The following is a 15,096-nucleotide window of genomic DNA, read 5'->3' as shown; positions in this document are numbered from 1 at the left end:
TGCGCCCCGGGGATGCGGGGCGTATCAGAACTGAAAACAATCAAGGATATTGCGTGCCGATGCGACTGTCGAAGATCGTGCTCCCGGCCCTGACGCTTGTTGCCGCCGCGTTCCTGTGCCTCGTCGCAGCCTTCTTTGCCGTCCGCCTGGTCGAGGACAGTTCCCGCATCGGGGTGATGCATTCGCTGGACCTTCAGGAACTGGGCTGGGCCGAAGTCGACGTGAACGGCTTGCAGGTCTTTCTGATCGGCACCGCCCCGGACGAGGCGGAGCGGTTCCGCGCCGTCACCGTCGCCGGCGGGGTGGTCGATTCCGCCCGGGTCATCGACCAGATGCTTGTGGCCGAGCCCGAGGACATCCGGCCGCCGCATTTCTCGGTCGAGATCCTGCGCAACGACGGCGGGCTGTCGATCATCGGCCTGATCCCCTCGGCCACCGACCGCGAGGCGCTTCTGGCCCGGCTGGTGGCGCTGGAAGGGGACGAGAGCAAGGTCTCCGACCTGCTGGAGGTGGCGGATTTCCCGGCCCCCGAAGCCTGGGAGGAGACGCTGGATTTCGCCGCCCGCGCGCTGCGCGACCTGCCGCGCTCCAAGGTTTCGGTCGAGGCCGGGCGCGTGCGCATCAAGGCGATGGCCGACAGCGAGGACGCCAAGCGCCGCCTCTCCGCCGACCTGTCCCGCCGCGCCCCGGCAGAGGTGACGCTGGCGCTGGACGTCTCGGCGCCGCGCCCGGTCATCACGCCCTTCGCGCTGCGGTTCCTGATCGACGAGGACGGCGCGCGCTTCGATGCCTGTTCCGCCGACACCGAGGTCGCGCGCGACCGCATTCTGGCCGCCGCCCACCGCGCCGGGCTGCAGGGCAAGGCAAGCTGCACCATCGGGCTCGGGGTGCCGTCGCGCCGCTGGGCGGATGCGGCGGACCTCGCGATCTCGGCGGTGGCGACGATCGGCGGCGGGTCGGTGACCTTCTCGAATGCCGACATCGCGCTGCTTGTCCCCGAGGGGACGGACCAGGCGCTGTTCGACCGCGTGGTCGGAGAGCTGGAGAACGCGCTTCCGGAGGTCTTCGCGCTGCACGCGGTGCTGCCGGAAACGCCGAACCCGCAGGACCAGGGGCCGCCGGAGTTCACCGCGACCCTCAGCCCGGAAGGCGCCGTGCAGTTGCGCGGCCGGATCAATTCGGAAATCGCCCGCCAGACCGCCGACAGCTTTGCCCGGGCGCGCTTCGGCTCGGAAAAGGTCTACACCGCGGCGCGGGTGGACACCGGCCTGCCCTCGGGCTGGCCGGCGCGGGTGCTGGCCGGGCTCGAGGCGCTGGGCGAATTGTCCAACGGGTTTGTCCGTGTGACGCCGGACCTGGTCGAGGTGTCCGGCAATACCGGCAATGCCGAGGCCAATGCCGAGATCGCCGGGCTGCTGGCGGAAAAGCTGGGAGAGACGGCGGAACTCGACATCGACGTGACCTATCAGGAAAAGCTCGACGCCTCGCTCGGGTTGCCGTCGCCGGAGGAATGCGAAGCGCAGATCGTCGAGATCATCGGCGACCGCAAGATCACCTTCGAACCGGGGTCGGCCAATCTCGACGCGTCGGCGAAGGACATCATGGACGAGCTGTCCGAGCTGCTGAAACTCTGCGGGGACATCCCGCTCGAGATTCAGGGGCATACCGACAGCCAGGGCCGCGAGACCATGAACAAGCAGCTGAGCCAGGAGCGCGCGCAGGCGGTTCTGGACGCGCTGCGCAACCGGCGGGTGCTGACCGCCTCCTATCGTGTGACCGGCTACGGGGAAGAGCAGCCCATCGCCGACAACGGCACGGAGGAGGGCCGCGAGGCGAACCGGCGGATCGAGTTCCGCCTGATCCGCCCCGAACCCGTGGAAGACGAGGTCACCACGCTGGAGACCCTTGAAGGCGACGGCGCGGATGGTACGGATGCGCCGCAGGACGAGCAGCAACAAGAAGAAACCGGGGGGACAGATCAATGAACCGGACGGAATTCGTGATCGCGACGGCGATCATCCTTTTCGTGGCATTCTGCATGGGCTGGTTCGCCAACTGGCTCATTCACCGCTTCAAGCGGGTCAGCCAGGCCGATGTGGACCAGCTTGAGCGGATGAGCCAGGAATTGCACGAGGCGGAAGAGACGCGCGACCAGGCGATCACCTATCTCCAGCAGCGCGAGGCGGAGCTGACCAACCAGCTTGCCCAGACCGAAGCGGAGCTTTCGGCCGCCATGGAAGGCCTGCGCGAGGCGCGTCACGAGGCCGAGGAACTGCGCAGCTGGATCGAGCGCCAGCAGGGCACCGCCTGATCCCTCAAACCTGAAGAAGCGGAGCCGCGTTGCGGCGCAGGATCAGCCCCCGGCCGCCTTCGGCGTCCGGCGGCGGCCGGTGCCCGTGGCGGTGTCCCGAACCTGCCCCGGGCAAATGTCGGTGGGACGGGCGGCGTGTGGGGGCTTGCGTTCCAAGGACGCCCGTCGCGCCCGTGTCGGCCGTTGTGTCAGGCGTATTTGGAACAAGAAGAAGGGCCGGGTTCTTTCCATTGGCCCGGCCGCTGCGTATGAGGCGCGCAAAAGGGGGTGCCTGATGTCACATGTCACTCTGGTCCGCCACGGCCAGGCGAATACCACGGCGCGGGACGAGCTGAGTTATGACCGGCTGAGCGATCTCGGCCGGGAACAGGCGCGCTGGCTCGGGGCGCATCTGCGCGACACGGGCGAGGTCTTTGCCCGCGCCTATTCCGGTACGCTCCAGCGCCATGTCGAGACGGCGCGGGAGATGGCCCTCGGGCTGGAGGTGATGCGGGATGCCCGGTTGGACGAGCTCGAGTATTTCACCATGGCGCAGCTGCTCTTTGCGCAGCACGGGGTTGCCCTGCCGGAGACCCGCGAGGCATTCGTGCTGCATCTGCCGCGGCTGTTCGGCTACTGGCGCGAAGGGCGGATCGCCGATGTGCCCGAGAGTTTCGAGTCCTTCGAATCGCGGGTGAGCGCGGTGATCTCCGAAATCGCCGCGGGGGAGGGGCGCGCGGTGGTCGTCACCTCGGGCGGGCTGATCGGCATGGCGATGCGGGTGACGATGGGGCTCGGCATGACGGCCTTTGCCCATGCATGTCTCGCCATCGAGAACACTTCGCTGCACCGCTTCCAGCCGCTTCCGACCGGCCTTGCGCTGACGCTGTTCAACGCAGTGCCGCATCTCGACGGGGCGGAGAGATCATTCGCACGCACACATCTTTGAGCCGCCTTTCCCTTGCCGGCGGCCCGGGCTAGCGTGGCAGCGACCGACAGGGGAGACGATGACATGACTCATCTCTGGGTGCGTGCGGAACAGCGCCCGAACGAGGACCGCGTGGGCATCCTGCCCGAGGGCGTTGCCGCCCTGGTCGCGGCGGGCATCCGCGTGACGGTCGAGGAGAGCCGGAGCCGGGTCGTCGGCATCGACGGCTATGCCGCAGCGGGGGCGGAGATCGCGCCCGAGGGCAGCTGGCCGGAGTCCCCGCGCGAGGCGCTGATCTTCGGGCTGAAGGAATTGCCCGAGGATGGCACGCCCCTGGTGCATCGTCACATCATGTTCGGACATGCCTACAAGGGGCAGCCCGCCGGGCGGGTGCTGCTCGAACGGTTCGCCGCGGGCGGCGGGACGCTTTTCGACCTGGAATATCTCGTCGACGAGGAGGGGCGCAGGGTCGCCGCCTTCGGCTACTGGGCGGGCTACGCGGGGGCGGCGGTGTCGCTTTTCGCGCTGGCGGCGCAGCAGCGGGGCGGGGTCTGCGGTCCGGTTTCGGCCTGGACGAACGCGACCGAGATGGAGGCTGACCTGCTGGCCGCGCTCGATGCCGCCAAGGCGCCGCGCCCGAGCGCGCTGGTGATCGGCGCGCTGGGCCGGGTCGGCACCGGGGCGAGCGATCTCTGCAAGCGCATGGGCGTGGCGGTCACGCAGTGGGACATGGCGGAAACCGCCTCGGGCGGGCCGTTCCCCGAGGTGCTGGCGCACGAGCTGTTCTTCAACTGCATCCTCGCCCGCCCCGGCACGCCGGTCTTTGTGGCGCCCGATGCTCCGGGGGCGACGCGCAAGCTGTCGGTGATCGGGGATATCGCCTGCGATCCGACCTCGGATTTCTCGCCCGTCAAGGTCTATGACCGTGCGACCGACTGGGCCGCGCCGGTGGTGCGGGTGCACGATGCGCCGCCGCTCGACGTGATGGCGATCGACAACCTGCCCTCGCTCCTGCCGCTGGAAAGCAGCAAGGATTTCGCGGGCCAGCTGCTGCCCCACCTCGCAACGCTCGATGCGCTCGGCGCCGGTGTCTGGGGACGGGCGGAGAAGATGTTCAGAACACACATGACCGAGGTGACGACATGATCCATTGGTGCGGCACGGGGCTGTCTTCGGTTCCCGGACTCCGGCGGCTGGTCGAGGCCGGTCACGAGGTCACTGTCTGGAACCGGACCGTGGCCAAGGCGCGCGAGGCGGTGGGCGATCTTACCGACCGCATCCGGGTCTTCGACCCGCAGGCGCTGGAAGAGGCCCTGCAGGCGGGCGACGTGGTGGTCTCCATGCTGCCGGGTGACTGGCACGTGCCGCTGGCCGGCATCGCGATCTCGCGCGGGGCGCATTTCGTGTCGTCGAGCTACATCTCGCCGGAGATGCGCGCGCTTGACGCCAGTGCAAAGGTGGCCGGGGTGGCGCTGGTCAACGAGGTGGGGCTGGACCCCGGCATAGATCACCTGATGGCGCATGACCTGGTGCGGGCCTACAAGGGCTCCGACTCCTTCGACGCGGCCAATGCGATCACCTTCCTGAGCTATTGCGGCGGGGTTCCGAAGGTCGCCAACGCCTTCCGCTACAAGTTCTCCTGGGCGCCGGTCGGGGTGCTGAAGGCGCTGCGGTCGCCGTCGAAATCCATCCGCCATTTCTCGGAGCTGACGGTGCAGCGGCCGTGGGATGCGCTGGGGCGCTACGATGCGCCGCTCGATCCGCCGGAGACCTTCGAAGTCTATCCGAACCGCGACTCGCTGCCGTTCATGGCGGAATACGGCTTCGGCAGCGACTGGCAGGTGAAGGATTTCGTGCGGGGGACGCTGCGGCTGAACGGCTGGGCCGATGCCTGGAAGGACATCTTCGCCGAGGTCGAGAGCGCGGACGATGCCCGGCTGAACGCGCTTGCCGCGGATCTGCTGGAGAAGAACGCCTACGACCGGGGAGAGCCGGACCGCGTGGTCCTGTGTGTCTCGCTCAAGGCCGAGAAGGACGGGGCGGTGGTCTGGCACAAGACCTGGGTGATGGATGCCTGGGGCGATGCGCGAGGCACGGCGATGGCGCGTCTCGTGTCGGTGCCGGTGTCGCTGGCGATCGAGGCGGTGCTGAACCGCGAGATCGGGCCGGGTGTGCATGCCGCGCCCTCGGACCCGAAGCTGGTGACGCGCTGGCTGGACGAGGTGCAGGTGCTGGCGCAGCGCCTGATGCGGGTGGACGAGGTCTGAGCGGTTCCCTGCGCGGAATCAAGGCCGAACGCCGCCGCGCATCGCCGGCCCGCCCCCCGGGCTGGCGATTTGGTGACGTCAGTACCTCGCCGTGAGGTCGTCCGGACATGGCAACCATAAAGCGCGCCGTTCAGCCGTTGCATCGCCATCCCGCGGGCCGGCGATGCGCGGCTCGCGCTCCTGAACGGGGTCAGCCCTCGCCCAGTTTCGGCGATGCCCGCCCCAGCGACAGCTCCGCATCCGAGAACCGGAAGGGCGAGCGCACCCCCGGCACGCCGTCCGGTGCGATCTGCATTCCCCGCGCGACGATCTGCGGATCGGCCATGACATCGGCCAGGTCGTTGATCGGTCCCGCCGGGATGCCCTCGCGTTCGCAACCTTCGAGCAGGTCGGCCTTGGTCCAGCCCTTCGTCGCCGCCATCAGCCGCGCGATCATTGGGTCGCGGTTCGCGATGCGGTCGGCGTTGGTCCGGTACTCCGGCGCCTCGGACATCTCGGCGAGGCGGAGCAGGCGGCACAGGCGCTGGTACTGGGGATCGTTGCCGGTGGCGATGATGATGAAGCCGTCCGAGCAGTCGAAGACCTGGTAGGGGGTCAGGTTGGGGTGATAGTTGCCTGTCCGGCCCGGCGGCGTGCCGGTGGCGAGGTAGTTCATCGACTGGTTCGCCGTCGCCGCGACGGCGCAATCGAACAGGGCCATGTCCACGTGCTGACCGCGCCCGGTGCGGGCCCGCTGGTGCAGCGCGGCCAGGATTCCCGTGACCGAGTAGAGCCCGGTGAACAGGTCGGTGATCGCCACGCCCGCGCGCTGCGGCTGGCCGTCGGGATCGCCGGTGATCGACATCAGACCCGACATGCCCTGGATGATGTAGTCATAGCCCGCCCGGTGCGCATAGGGGCCGTCCTGCCCGAAGCCGGTGATCGAGCAATAGATCAGCCCCGGGTTCACCTCGGCCAGCGAGGCGAAATCCAGGCCGTATTTCGCCAGCCCGCCGACCTTGAAGTTCTCGATCAGGATGTCGGCGTCGCGCACCAGCGCGCGCACCTCGTCCTGGCCCTCGGGGGTCGAGATATCCACCACCACCGACCGCTTGCCGCGGTTGCAGGAATGGAAGTAGGCTGCGGATCTTTCGCCGTCGCGCTCGATGAAGGGCGGGCCCCACTGGCGCGTGTCGTCACCCCGCGCGGCCTCGACCTTGATGACTTCGGCGCCCAGGTCCGACAGCACCTGACCGGCCCAGGGGCCGGCCAGGATGCGTGCCAGTTCGACGACCTTCAGCCCTTCCAGCGGGCCATTCGGAGCGGAGGTCATTGCGCGGCGTCGAAATGCTCGTCCAGGACCTTGGCGAAATCGTCATAGGCCATGTTGGAGTAGGGCTTGCCGTCGATGATGAAGGAGGGGGTCGCCGTGATCTCGTCGCGGGTGGCGTTCTCCTGATACCATTCGACCAGCGCGCGCAGTTGCGCACCGTCGTTCAGGCAGGCTTCAAGCTTGTCCTTGCCGACGCCGGCCATGAGGCCGATCTTGCGCAGCCCGTCGGCGATCCCGGCCTCCGAGGACTGGCGGGCCCAGTCGCCCTGGGTTTCGAACATCATGTCGGCGATGCCGAAGAACCGCTGCTCGCCGCCGCACCGTGCGATCATCGACGCCCACATGCCGTACTTGTCGAAATAGACCTCGCGGAAGACCAGCTTGGCCTTGCCGGTGTCGATGTAGTCGGCCTTGATCTTCGGCAGAACCTCTTCGGAGAACCGGGCGCAGTGCGGGCAGGTGAACGAGGCATATTCGATGATCTCGACCGGGGCATCGGCATTGCCCATCACCATGTCGGGAATGGCGATCGCTTCCGCCGCCGCATCGCCCGCTTCGGCGGTCTGCGCCGAGGCCGCGCCGGGCAGGGCCATCTCGGGGCCGCTGCCGCGCTGCTGGGTCAGAAGCCAGCCGCCGCCGGCGGTCAGCGCTGCCGCGAGGGCGACGGTGGTCAGAATGCGTTTCATGCAGGAGTCCTTCTTTCCAGATGCGCGGGGGGTCAGCCCCGTGCCTTCGTTATGACGTTGGCGCCGAGACGTTCAAGGGCGGCGCGCAGCCCCTCGTCCCCGACGGATTCCGTGGCGGTGCGGGCTTCGGCGACGATGTCGGGGCGCGGTCCGGTGTCGGCGGCGCCGGCCGGCCGGTGTTCGAAGGCGACCCGGCCGTCGGCAAAGCCGGTCGCGGCGGTCTGGGTGATGCGGATGCGGGCGATGGCATTGTAGCCGTAGATCGCATTGACCCGCTCCCGCAGGGTTTCCTTGCGCATTTCCAGCAGGGGTGCGTTGGCGCCGGTGGTCAGCAGGGTCAGCGTCGCGCCGAAACCGCCGCGTCCGTAGCTCACCTCGACCGGGCGCGAGATCGCCGCGATGTCGGCGCCGGCAATCTCCTCCCAGTGGGTCAGGACGCGCGACTGCGCAAAGCCCCGGGTTTCCGAGGCGCGGCGGATCTGCCCCGAGAGCAATCCCGAGGTCTGTTTGAACCCGTAGGTGGTGCCTTTGCGAACTGCCATCTTGAATCCCCTGCGCTGGCACTATTCTAGTGACCCCACCCGGGGGCGCCAGCCCGGAATCGCAACGATCAAGGGAATGTCAGCCGTGCGTGACGCAGCTCGGGCCGAGGATCTGCTGGACTGGTACGACCGCCACGCCCGCACCCTGCCATGGCGGGTCGCTCCGGCGGCGCGGCGCGCGGGCGTGCGGCCCGATCCCTATCGCGTCTGGCTGTCCGAGATCATGCTCCAGCAGACCACCGTTCCCGCGGTGAAGCCCTATTTCGAGGCCTTCACGACGCGCTGGCCGGATGTCGCCGCGCTGGCCGCGGCCGAGGACGGCGACGTCATGGCGGCCTGGGCCGGGCTCGGATACTACGCCCGCGCCCGCAACCTGCTGAAATGCGCCCGCGTGGTGGCCACCGAGCACGGCGGCCGCTTTCCCGAGACCTTCGAGGGGCTGCGCACGCTGCCGGGGGTCGGTCCCTACACCGCCGGGGCGATCGCCGCGATCGCCCACGATCTGCCCGCCGTGGTGGTCGACGGCAACGTCGAGCGCGTCATGGCGCGGCTTTTCGACGAGCACACGCCCCTGCCGCAGGCCAAGCCGAGGCTGACCGAACTAGCCGCCGCGCTGACGCCCGCGCACCGGCCGGGGGATTACGCGCAGGGGGTCATGGATCTCGGGGCGACGATCTGCACGCCGCGCAACCCGGCCTGCGGGCTGTGCCCCTGGCGCCGCGCCTGCGCCGCCTGGGAGGCGGGGACGGCCGCGGAACTGCCGAAGAAATCCCCCAAGAAGCGCAAGCCGACGCGCCTCGGCATCGCCTATCTCGCCCGGCGGGTAGACGGGGCCTGGCTGCTGGAGCGGCGCCCGGACAAGGGTCTGCTGGGCGGAATGCTCGGCTGGCCGGGCAGCGACTGGGGCGATGCCCCCGAGGACGCGCCGCCGATCCGTGCCGAGTGGAAGACCCTGCCGGGCGAGGCGCGCCACACCTTCACCCATTTCCACCTGCGCCTGACGGTGCGGACGGCGCTGGTGCCGATGGACCGCGCGCCGCTGCGGGGCGATTTCGTCGAGGCCGAGGTCTTCAGCCCCGGCGATCTGCCCACGGTGATGCGCAAGGCCTTCGATCTCGCGCGCGGCGCATGACCACCGACGGCGGCGCAGCCGGGGCCTCGGGCAGCGGCCGAGGGGTCTCGATCCGCGCGCGGACTCGTGGCAAGCTTGCCCCGGTGCCGCCGCAGGAGACGTGACCAGATGACCGCCCCGACACGGGCCGCGCGCGCCGGCGCGGCGCTGCCGTTCTGGCTGAGCTACCTGTTGCCGCCCCTGGTCTGGCTCGGGGCGGCAAAGGGCGGGGCCTGGCTGCTGTTGCCGCCGCTGGCGACCTGGGTCCTGTTCTCGCTGCTCGACCTGGCGCTGGGGCTGAACCGGGCGAACGCCGACCCCGGGACCTCCGACGCGGATCTCTTCTGGCATCGCCTGGCCACGATACTCTGGGCCCCGGTGCAGTGCGTCACGCTCTTCGGATTGATCCTCTACACCGGGCAGGCCGGGCATCTCGGACGGACGGAGCTGTTCGGGCTCTATTTCGGCATGGGGGTGATGAGCGGGACGGTCGGCATCGTTTATGCGCACGAGCTTCTGCACCAGCGCAACCGGGTGGAGCGGGCGCTGGGCGACTGGCTGCTGGCCATGGTGCTCTATTCGCATTTCCGCTCCGAGCATCTGTTGGTCCATCACAGTTGGGTCGGCACGCCGCGCGATGCGGTGACGGCGCGCTACAACGAGGGCTTTCACCGCTACTACCCGCGCGTCCTGCGCGACTGCCCGGCTTCGGCCTTTCGCGCCGAGGCGGCGCTGCTGGCCCGACGCGGCCTGCCGTGGTGGCACCGCCGCAACCCGTTCTGGACCTACGCCGCCCTGCAGGCGCTGATGCTGGCGCTGGCGGCGATGCTGGGCGGGTGGTCCGGGCTGGCCTGCTTCCTGATCCAGGCCGGGGTCGCGATCTGGCAACTGGAACTGACCAACTACGTCGAACACTACGCGCTGACCCGGCGGCACCTGGGGCAGGGGCGGTACGAGCGCGTCCGCCCGCACCACTCCTGGAACGCCGCGCACCGGGCGTCGAACTGGCTGCTGATCAACCTGCAGCGCCATTCCGACCACCACGTGAAGCCCGACCGCCGCTATCCGCTGCTGCAGACCTACGAGGAGTCCGAAGCCCCGCAACTGCCCCACGGCTACCCGGTGATGACCATGGTCGCGATGATCCCGCCGCTGTGGCGCCGGGTGATGAACCCACGGGTCCGGGCGTGGCGCCGGAGGCACTATCCGGACATCGCCGACTGGGGCCCCTACAACCGCGCGACCCACCCCGCGCCGCCCCCGGCCCCCTGAGCGCCGGCGTTTTCGACCGAAATCCGTGACCTCGCGGCAGGGCAATGCGCGCTTGCATTCCGGGGCGCGGATTCGCAAACATGCGGGACCGTCACGCAACCGGAGGTGCCCCCCATGGAGCTCGAGACAGCCGCCCGCGCGGTGCGCGAGAACGCCTATGTCCCCTATTCGCGCTTCAAGGTCGGCGCGGCGCTGCGCGCGCCCTCGGGCCGGATCTACGCCGGGTGCAACGTCGAGAATGTCGCCTATCCCGAAGGCACCTGCGCCGAGGCCGGGGCCATTGCCGCCATGGTCGCGGCGGGCGAGACCGAGATCCTCGAAGCCTATGTCATCGCCGATGCCGCCCATCCCGTGCCCCCCTGCGGCGGCTGCCGCCAGAAGCTTGCCGAATTCGCCAGGGGCCATGTCCGCGTGACCATGGCCACCACCGACGGCGCCACGCTGCAGACCACCGTGGCAGAGCTGCTGCCCGGCGCCTTCTCAACGGACCACATGGACCGAAGCTGATGGATGCGCGCACCGTCATCGCCGCCCTGCGCCGGGGCGAGGAGCCCACGGCGGAGGGCATCCGCTGGTTCGCCGCTGGCCTCGCCGACGGTACGGTCAGCGCGGCCCAGGCCGGGGCCTTTGCCATGGGCATCTGCCTGCGCGGGCTCACCGAGGACAACCGCGTCGCCCTGACCCTCGCGATGCGGGATTCCGGGCAGGTCATGCGCTGGGATCTCGACGCGCCGGTGCTGGACAAGCATTCGACCGGCGGCGTCGGCGACTGCGTGAGCCTGGTCCTCGCCCCGGCGCTCGCCGCCTGCGGGGTCTATGTGCCGATGATTTCCGGGCGCGGGCTCGGCCACACCGGGGGCACGCTCGACAAGCTCGACGCGATCCCCGGCTATGCCGTGTCGCCCGACGAAACCCTGCTGCGCGCGGTGCTGAAGGAGGCCGGCTGCGCCATCGTCTCGGCATCGGCCGGGATCGCCCCGGCCGACCGGCGGCTCTATGCGGTGCGCGACGTAACGGCCACGGTCGAAAGCCTCGACCTCATCACCGCCTCCATCCTGTCCAAGAAGCTGGCCGCCGGTCTCGAAGGGCTGGTGCTGGACGTCAAGGTCGGCTCGGGTGCCTTCATGAAGACCGACGCCGACGCACGCGCCCTGGCCGAGGCGCTGGTCTCCACCGCCAACGCGGCGGGCTGCCCGACGACGGCGCTGGTCACCGACATGGATCAGCCGATCGCCTCGGCCATCGGCAATGCGCTCGAGGTCGATGCGGCCATGCGGGTGCTTACCGGGCGGAGCGAGGGCGCGCTCTTCGATCTCACCCTGGCCCTCGGGGGCGCGCTGCTCGACGGGGCGGGGATCGCCGGGGGCGAGGACAAGCTGCGCGAGGCGCTGGCCTCGGGCGCCGCCGCCGAGCGCATGGGCCGCATGGTCTTCGGCCTCGGCGGGCCGCGCGATTTCGTCGAGGACTGGCCGCGATACCTGCCCGAGGCGAATGTCATCCGCGAGGTGCCCGCGCCGGACTCCGGCCATGTCGCGGCCATCGACGGCGAGGCGCTGGGCCTTGCCGTGGTGCGTCTCGGCGGCGGGCGGGCGGTCGAAACAGACATGATCGACCCCGGCGTGGGTCTCTCCGACGTGCTGCGCCTCGGGGCGGCGGTCGAACGCGGGCAGCCGCTGGCGCGGGTCCATGCCGGGCGCGAGGATCAGGCCGATGAGGCGGTGCGCGTCGTCCGGGACGCCTTTCGCATCGGCGAGGCGGCAACCGCCGGTCCGCTGGTCAGGGCGCGCATCGGATGAGGGCGTTCCTGGTCGTCATGGATTCGGTCGGCATCGGCGGCGCCCCGGACGCGGCGGCGTTCTTCAACGACGGGCTGCCGGATACCGGCGCCAACACCCTGCTGCACATCGCCGAAGCCTGCGCGCGGGGCGCGGCGGAAGAGGGGCGAAGCGGGCCGCTGCACCTGCCGGTGCTCGACGGGCTCGGGCTTGGGCGCGCGGCAGAACTGGCCTGCGGAACCTGCCCGCCGGGGCTGGGGCGGGGCGCAGGCGGGCTCTGGGGCGCGGCAACCGAGGTGTCGAACGGCAAGGACACCCCGTCGGGCCATTGGGAACTGGCCGGCCTGCCGGTGCCCCGGGAGTGGCACTATTTCCCCGATCGCCAGCCCGCGTTTCCCGCCGACCTGATGCGCCGCGTGGCCGACCTTGCCGGGACCGGCGGCACGCTTGCCAATTGTCACGGTTCCGGGACCGTGATGCTCGACCGCTTCGGGCAGGAGCATATCGAGACGGGCTGGCCGATCTGCTACACCTCCGCCGACAGCGTCTTCCAGATCGCCGCGCACGAAGAGGCCTTCGGCCTCGACCGGCTGCTCGATCTTTGCAAAGCGATCGCGCCGGTCCTGCACGAGATGCGGGTCGGGCGGGTGATCGCGCGGCCCTTCCTCGGCGCGCCGGGCAATTTCCGGCGCACCGGCAACCGTCACGACTATGCCGTCCGTCCGCCGGGTCCGATCCTGACCACCTGGGTGCAGACTGCCGGGGGCAAGGTCCACGCCGTGGGCAAGATCGGCGACATCTTCTCGATGATGAACATCGACAGCTTGCACAAAGGCGATGATGCGACGCTCATGCAGCATCTCGGAACCTTGGTGGACGAGGCCGGGGACGGCTCCCTCACATTTGCGAATTTTGTCGAGTTCGACAGCCTTTACGGGCACAGACGTGATGTATCCGGCTATGCGCGGGCCCTGGAATGGTTCGATGCCGAGCTTGGAAAGCTTCTCCCGCGCTTGCACGAAGGCGATCTTTTCCTGATAACGGCGGATCACGGCAACGATCCGTCCTGGCACGGCACCGATCACACCCGCGAACGCGTGCCGGTGCTGATCGCGGGCCGGGGCGCGGGGTCCGTCGGACAGGTCGGCTTTGCCGATGTGGCCGCAAGCATCGCGGCACATCTCGGTGTCGCCTCAACAGGTCCGGGGAGGTCCTTCCTGTGATGGATGAAGAACAACTCGAAACGATCCGGGCGCTGCCCAAGGTCGAGCTTCACCTGCATCTCGAGGGGGCCGCGCCGCCGGCCTTCATCCGGGGCATCGCGCAGGAGAAATCGGTGCGGCTGGACAATGTCTTCCGCGAGGACGGCGCCTATGCCTACCGCGATTTCGTGCATTTCCTGTCGGTCTACGAGGCGGCGACCTCGGTCCTGAAAAGCCCGCAGGACTACGCCCGCCTGACCCGCGCGGTGCTCGAGGAAAGCGTGGCAAGCGGTGTGATCTATTCGGAAACCTTCCTGTCCCCGGACTTCTGCGGGGGCGGCGATACCGGTGCCTGGAAGGAATATCTCCACGCCATGATGGAGGTGGCGGAGGAGGCCGAGCGCGACATGGGCATCACCCTGCGCGGCATCGTCACCTGCATCCGCCACTTCGGCCCGGAAAAGGCGAAGCGCGCCGCGCTCTGCGCCGCCGAGACGGCCGGGAACTGGCTCGTCGGCTTCGGCATGGCGGGGGACGAGAACAAGGGCAAGCAACGGGATTTCGCCTACAGCTTCGACATGGCGCGCGAGGCCGGGCTGCGGCTGACCTCCCACGCCGGCGAATGGCGCGGCCCGCGCGAGGTGCGGGAGGCGATCGAGGATCTGCGCGTCGAGCGCATCGGCCACGGCGTGCGCGCGATCGAGGATCTCGCGCTTGTGGACATGCTTGTGGAAAAGGGGATTGTCCTCGAAGTTTGCCCCGGTTCCAACGTGACGCTCGGAGTTTACCCGAAGATGTCCGCGCATCCTGTCGAAAAGCTTCGGGAAAGGGGTGTCCGGATCACGGTATCGACCGATGATCCGCCGTTTTTCCACACCACCATGGCAGACGAATACGAAGCCCTCGCCCGGACCTTCGGATGGGACGCGGAGATGTTCCGGTCGCTGGCACGGACCTCGGCCGAAGCGGCCTTTTGTGACGAAACCACGCGCTCGGCGCTGTTGAAAAGACTGGAAACCGCATGACACACCTGACCGTCGTCGATCACCCGCTGGTGCAGCACAAGCTCACGCTGATGCGCCGCAAGGACACCTCGACCGCCTCCTTCCGACAGCTCCTGCGCGAGATCAGCCTGCTGCTCGCCTACGAGGTGACGCGCGATCTGCCGGTCACGGCCAGCCGGATCGAGACGCCGCTCTGCGAGATGGACGCCCCGGTGATCGAGGGCAAGAAACTGGTGCTGGTGTCGATCCTGCGCGCGGGCAACGGGCTGCTCGACGGCATCCTGGAGCTGATCCCGGCTGCGCGGGTCGGGTTCGTCGGGCTCTATCGCGACGAAGAGACGCTGGAGCCGGTGCAGTACTACTTCAAGGTGCCCAAGCAACTGTCCGACCGCACGGTGATCGCGGTCGATCCGATGCTGGCGACGGGCAATTCCTCGGTCGCGGCGGTGGATCTGCTGAAGCAGGCGGGCGCGACGGATCTGCGGTTCCTCTGCCTTCTGGCCTCGCCCGAGGGCATCGCGCGGATGCAGGAGGCGCATCCCGACGTGCCGATCATCACGGCCTCGGTGGACAGCCACCTGAACGAAAAGGGCTATATCGTTCCGGGGCTCGGGGATGCCGGGGACCGGATGTTCGGAACCAAATAGACACCGGGCGCGCTTTACAGGCAGGGGTGGATGTTGCATGCTTCGCCCACATATCTGGGG

At 69.1% G+C, this 15,096-nt stretch carries 15 protein-coding genes; 12 read left to right on the top strand and 3 right to left on the bottom strand.

Features of this window, described 5'->3' with window-relative positions; genetic code table 11:
- Positions 1 to 59 precede the first annotated feature (59 nt).
- The 5 genes from ACN0RJ_RS13880 (at position 60) to ACN0RJ_RS13860 (ending at position 5,485) form a co-directional block, all read left to right on the top strand.
- Positions 60 to 1,985, top strand: a complete 1,926-nt coding sequence (locus tag ACN0RJ_RS13880; protein WP_417720421.1) for an OmpA family protein — start codon at positions 60 to 62, stop codon at positions 1,983 to 1,985.
- Positions 1,982 to 2,311, top strand: coding sequence for a hypothetical protein (locus ACN0RJ_RS13875; RefSeq protein WP_417720422.1), 330 nt, complete (start codon positions 1,982 to 1,984; stop codon positions 2,309 to 2,311). The genes ACN0RJ_RS13880 and ACN0RJ_RS13875 overlap by 4 nt, the downstream gene beginning before the upstream one ends.
- 274 nt (positions 2,312 to 2,585) lie before the next feature.
- Positions 2,586 to 3,239: a histidine phosphatase family protein gene (locus ACN0RJ_RS13870; protein ID WP_417724650.1), complete on the top strand. Its 654-nt coding sequence runs from the start codon at positions 2,586 to 2,588 to the stop codon at positions 3,237 to 3,239.
- A gap of 63 nt (positions 3,240 to 3,302) precedes the next feature.
- Complete coding sequence (locus ACN0RJ_RS13865; protein WP_417724649.1) at positions 3,303 to 4,364, top strand: saccharopine dehydrogenase; 1,062 nt, start codon at positions 3,303 to 3,305, stop codon at positions 4,362 to 4,364.
- Entirely contained in the window at positions 4,361 to 5,485 is a 1,125-nt protein-coding gene (locus tag ACN0RJ_RS13860; protein WP_417724648.1) for a saccharopine dehydrogenase family protein, read from the top strand. Before ACN0RJ_RS13865 ends, ACN0RJ_RS13860 begins: the two co-directional genes overlap by 4 nt.
- A 190-nt stretch (positions 5,486 to 5,675) precedes the next feature.
- Here ACN0RJ_RS13860 and ACN0RJ_RS13855 read toward each other — a convergent pair whose 3' ends face one another.
- The 3 genes from ACN0RJ_RS13855 to ACN0RJ_RS13845 are packed head-to-tail and all read right to left on the bottom strand — an operon-like array spanning position 5,676 to position 8,025.
- The gene (locus tag ACN0RJ_RS13855) at positions 5,676 to 6,797 is read right to left on the bottom strand and encodes a CaiB/BaiF CoA transferase family protein (protein WP_417724647.1); all 1,122 of its coding nucleotides are present in this window, start codon (positions 6,795 to 6,797) and stop codon (positions 5,676 to 5,678) included.
- Positions 6,794 to 7,483, bottom strand: a complete 690-nt coding sequence (locus ACN0RJ_RS13850; RefSeq protein ID WP_417720427.1) for a DsbA family protein — start codon at positions 7,481 to 7,483, stop codon at positions 6,794 to 6,796. Before ACN0RJ_RS13850 ends, ACN0RJ_RS13855 begins: the two co-directional genes overlap by 4 nt.
- A 32-nt stretch (positions 7,484 to 7,515) precedes the next feature.
- Entirely contained in the window at positions 7,516 to 8,025 is a 510-nt protein-coding gene (locus ACN0RJ_RS13845; RefSeq protein ID WP_417720428.1) for a DUF721 domain-containing protein, read from the bottom strand.
- An 85-nt stretch (positions 8,026 to 8,110) separates the two neighbouring features.
- Here ACN0RJ_RS13845 and mutY point away from each other — a divergent pair, with 85 nt between their 5' ends.
- The 7 genes from mutY (at position 8,111) to upp (ending at position 15,036) form a co-directional block, all read left to right on the top strand.
- The gene (mutY, locus tag ACN0RJ_RS13840) at positions 8,111 to 9,157 is read left to right on the top strand and encodes an A/G-specific adenine glycosylase (protein ID WP_417724646.1); all 1,047 of its coding nucleotides are present in this window, start codon (positions 8,111 to 8,113) and stop codon (positions 9,155 to 9,157) included.
- A gap of 108 nt (positions 9,158 to 9,265) precedes the next feature.
- Positions 9,266 to 10,408: an alkane 1-monooxygenase gene (locus ACN0RJ_RS13835; RefSeq protein ID WP_417724645.1), complete on the top strand. Its 1,143-nt coding sequence runs from the start codon at positions 9,266 to 9,268 to the stop codon at positions 10,406 to 10,408.
- A gap of 114 nt (positions 10,409 to 10,522) precedes the next feature.
- Positions 10,523 to 10,915 carry a cytidine deaminase gene (locus ACN0RJ_RS13830; RefSeq protein ID WP_417720431.1) on the top strand — a complete coding sequence of 131 codons (393 nt, stop codon included), beginning with the start codon at positions 10,523 to 10,525 and terminating at the stop codon, positions 10,913 to 10,915.
- On the top strand, positions 10,915 to 12,204 hold the full coding sequence (locus ACN0RJ_RS13825) for a thymidine phosphorylase (protein WP_417724644.1): 1,290 nt from the start codon (positions 10,915 to 10,917) through the stop codon (positions 12,202 to 12,204). Before ACN0RJ_RS13830 ends, ACN0RJ_RS13825 begins: the two co-directional genes overlap by 1 nt.
- Positions 12,201 to 13,406: a phosphopentomutase gene (locus tag ACN0RJ_RS13820; protein WP_417724643.1), complete on the top strand. Its 1,206-nt coding sequence runs from the start codon at positions 12,201 to 12,203 to the stop codon at positions 13,404 to 13,406. The genes ACN0RJ_RS13825 and ACN0RJ_RS13820 overlap by 4 nt, the downstream gene beginning before the upstream one ends.
- A complete protein-coding gene (locus tag ACN0RJ_RS13815) occupies positions 13,406 to 14,410 on the top strand; it encodes an adenosine deaminase (RefSeq protein WP_417724642.1) in 1,005 nt (334 codons plus the stop codon). Before ACN0RJ_RS13820 ends, ACN0RJ_RS13815 begins: the two co-directional genes overlap by 1 nt.
- Positions 14,407 to 15,036, top strand: coding sequence for a uracil phosphoribosyltransferase (gene upp / locus ACN0RJ_RS13810; protein ID WP_417720435.1), 630 nt, complete (start codon positions 14,407 to 14,409; stop codon positions 15,034 to 15,036). Before ACN0RJ_RS13815 ends, upp begins: the two co-directional genes overlap by 4 nt.
- The last annotated feature ends 60 nt before the right edge of the window (positions 15,037 to 15,096 follow it).

This window comes from Salipiger sp. (assembly GCF_048261495.1).
Taxonomy (GTDB): domain Bacteria; phylum Pseudomonadota; class Alphaproteobacteria; order Rhodobacterales; family Rhodobacteraceae; genus Salipiger.
Note: the sequence above shows the minus strand (reverse complement) of the source record. Positions and strands in the feature narration are given on the sequence as shown.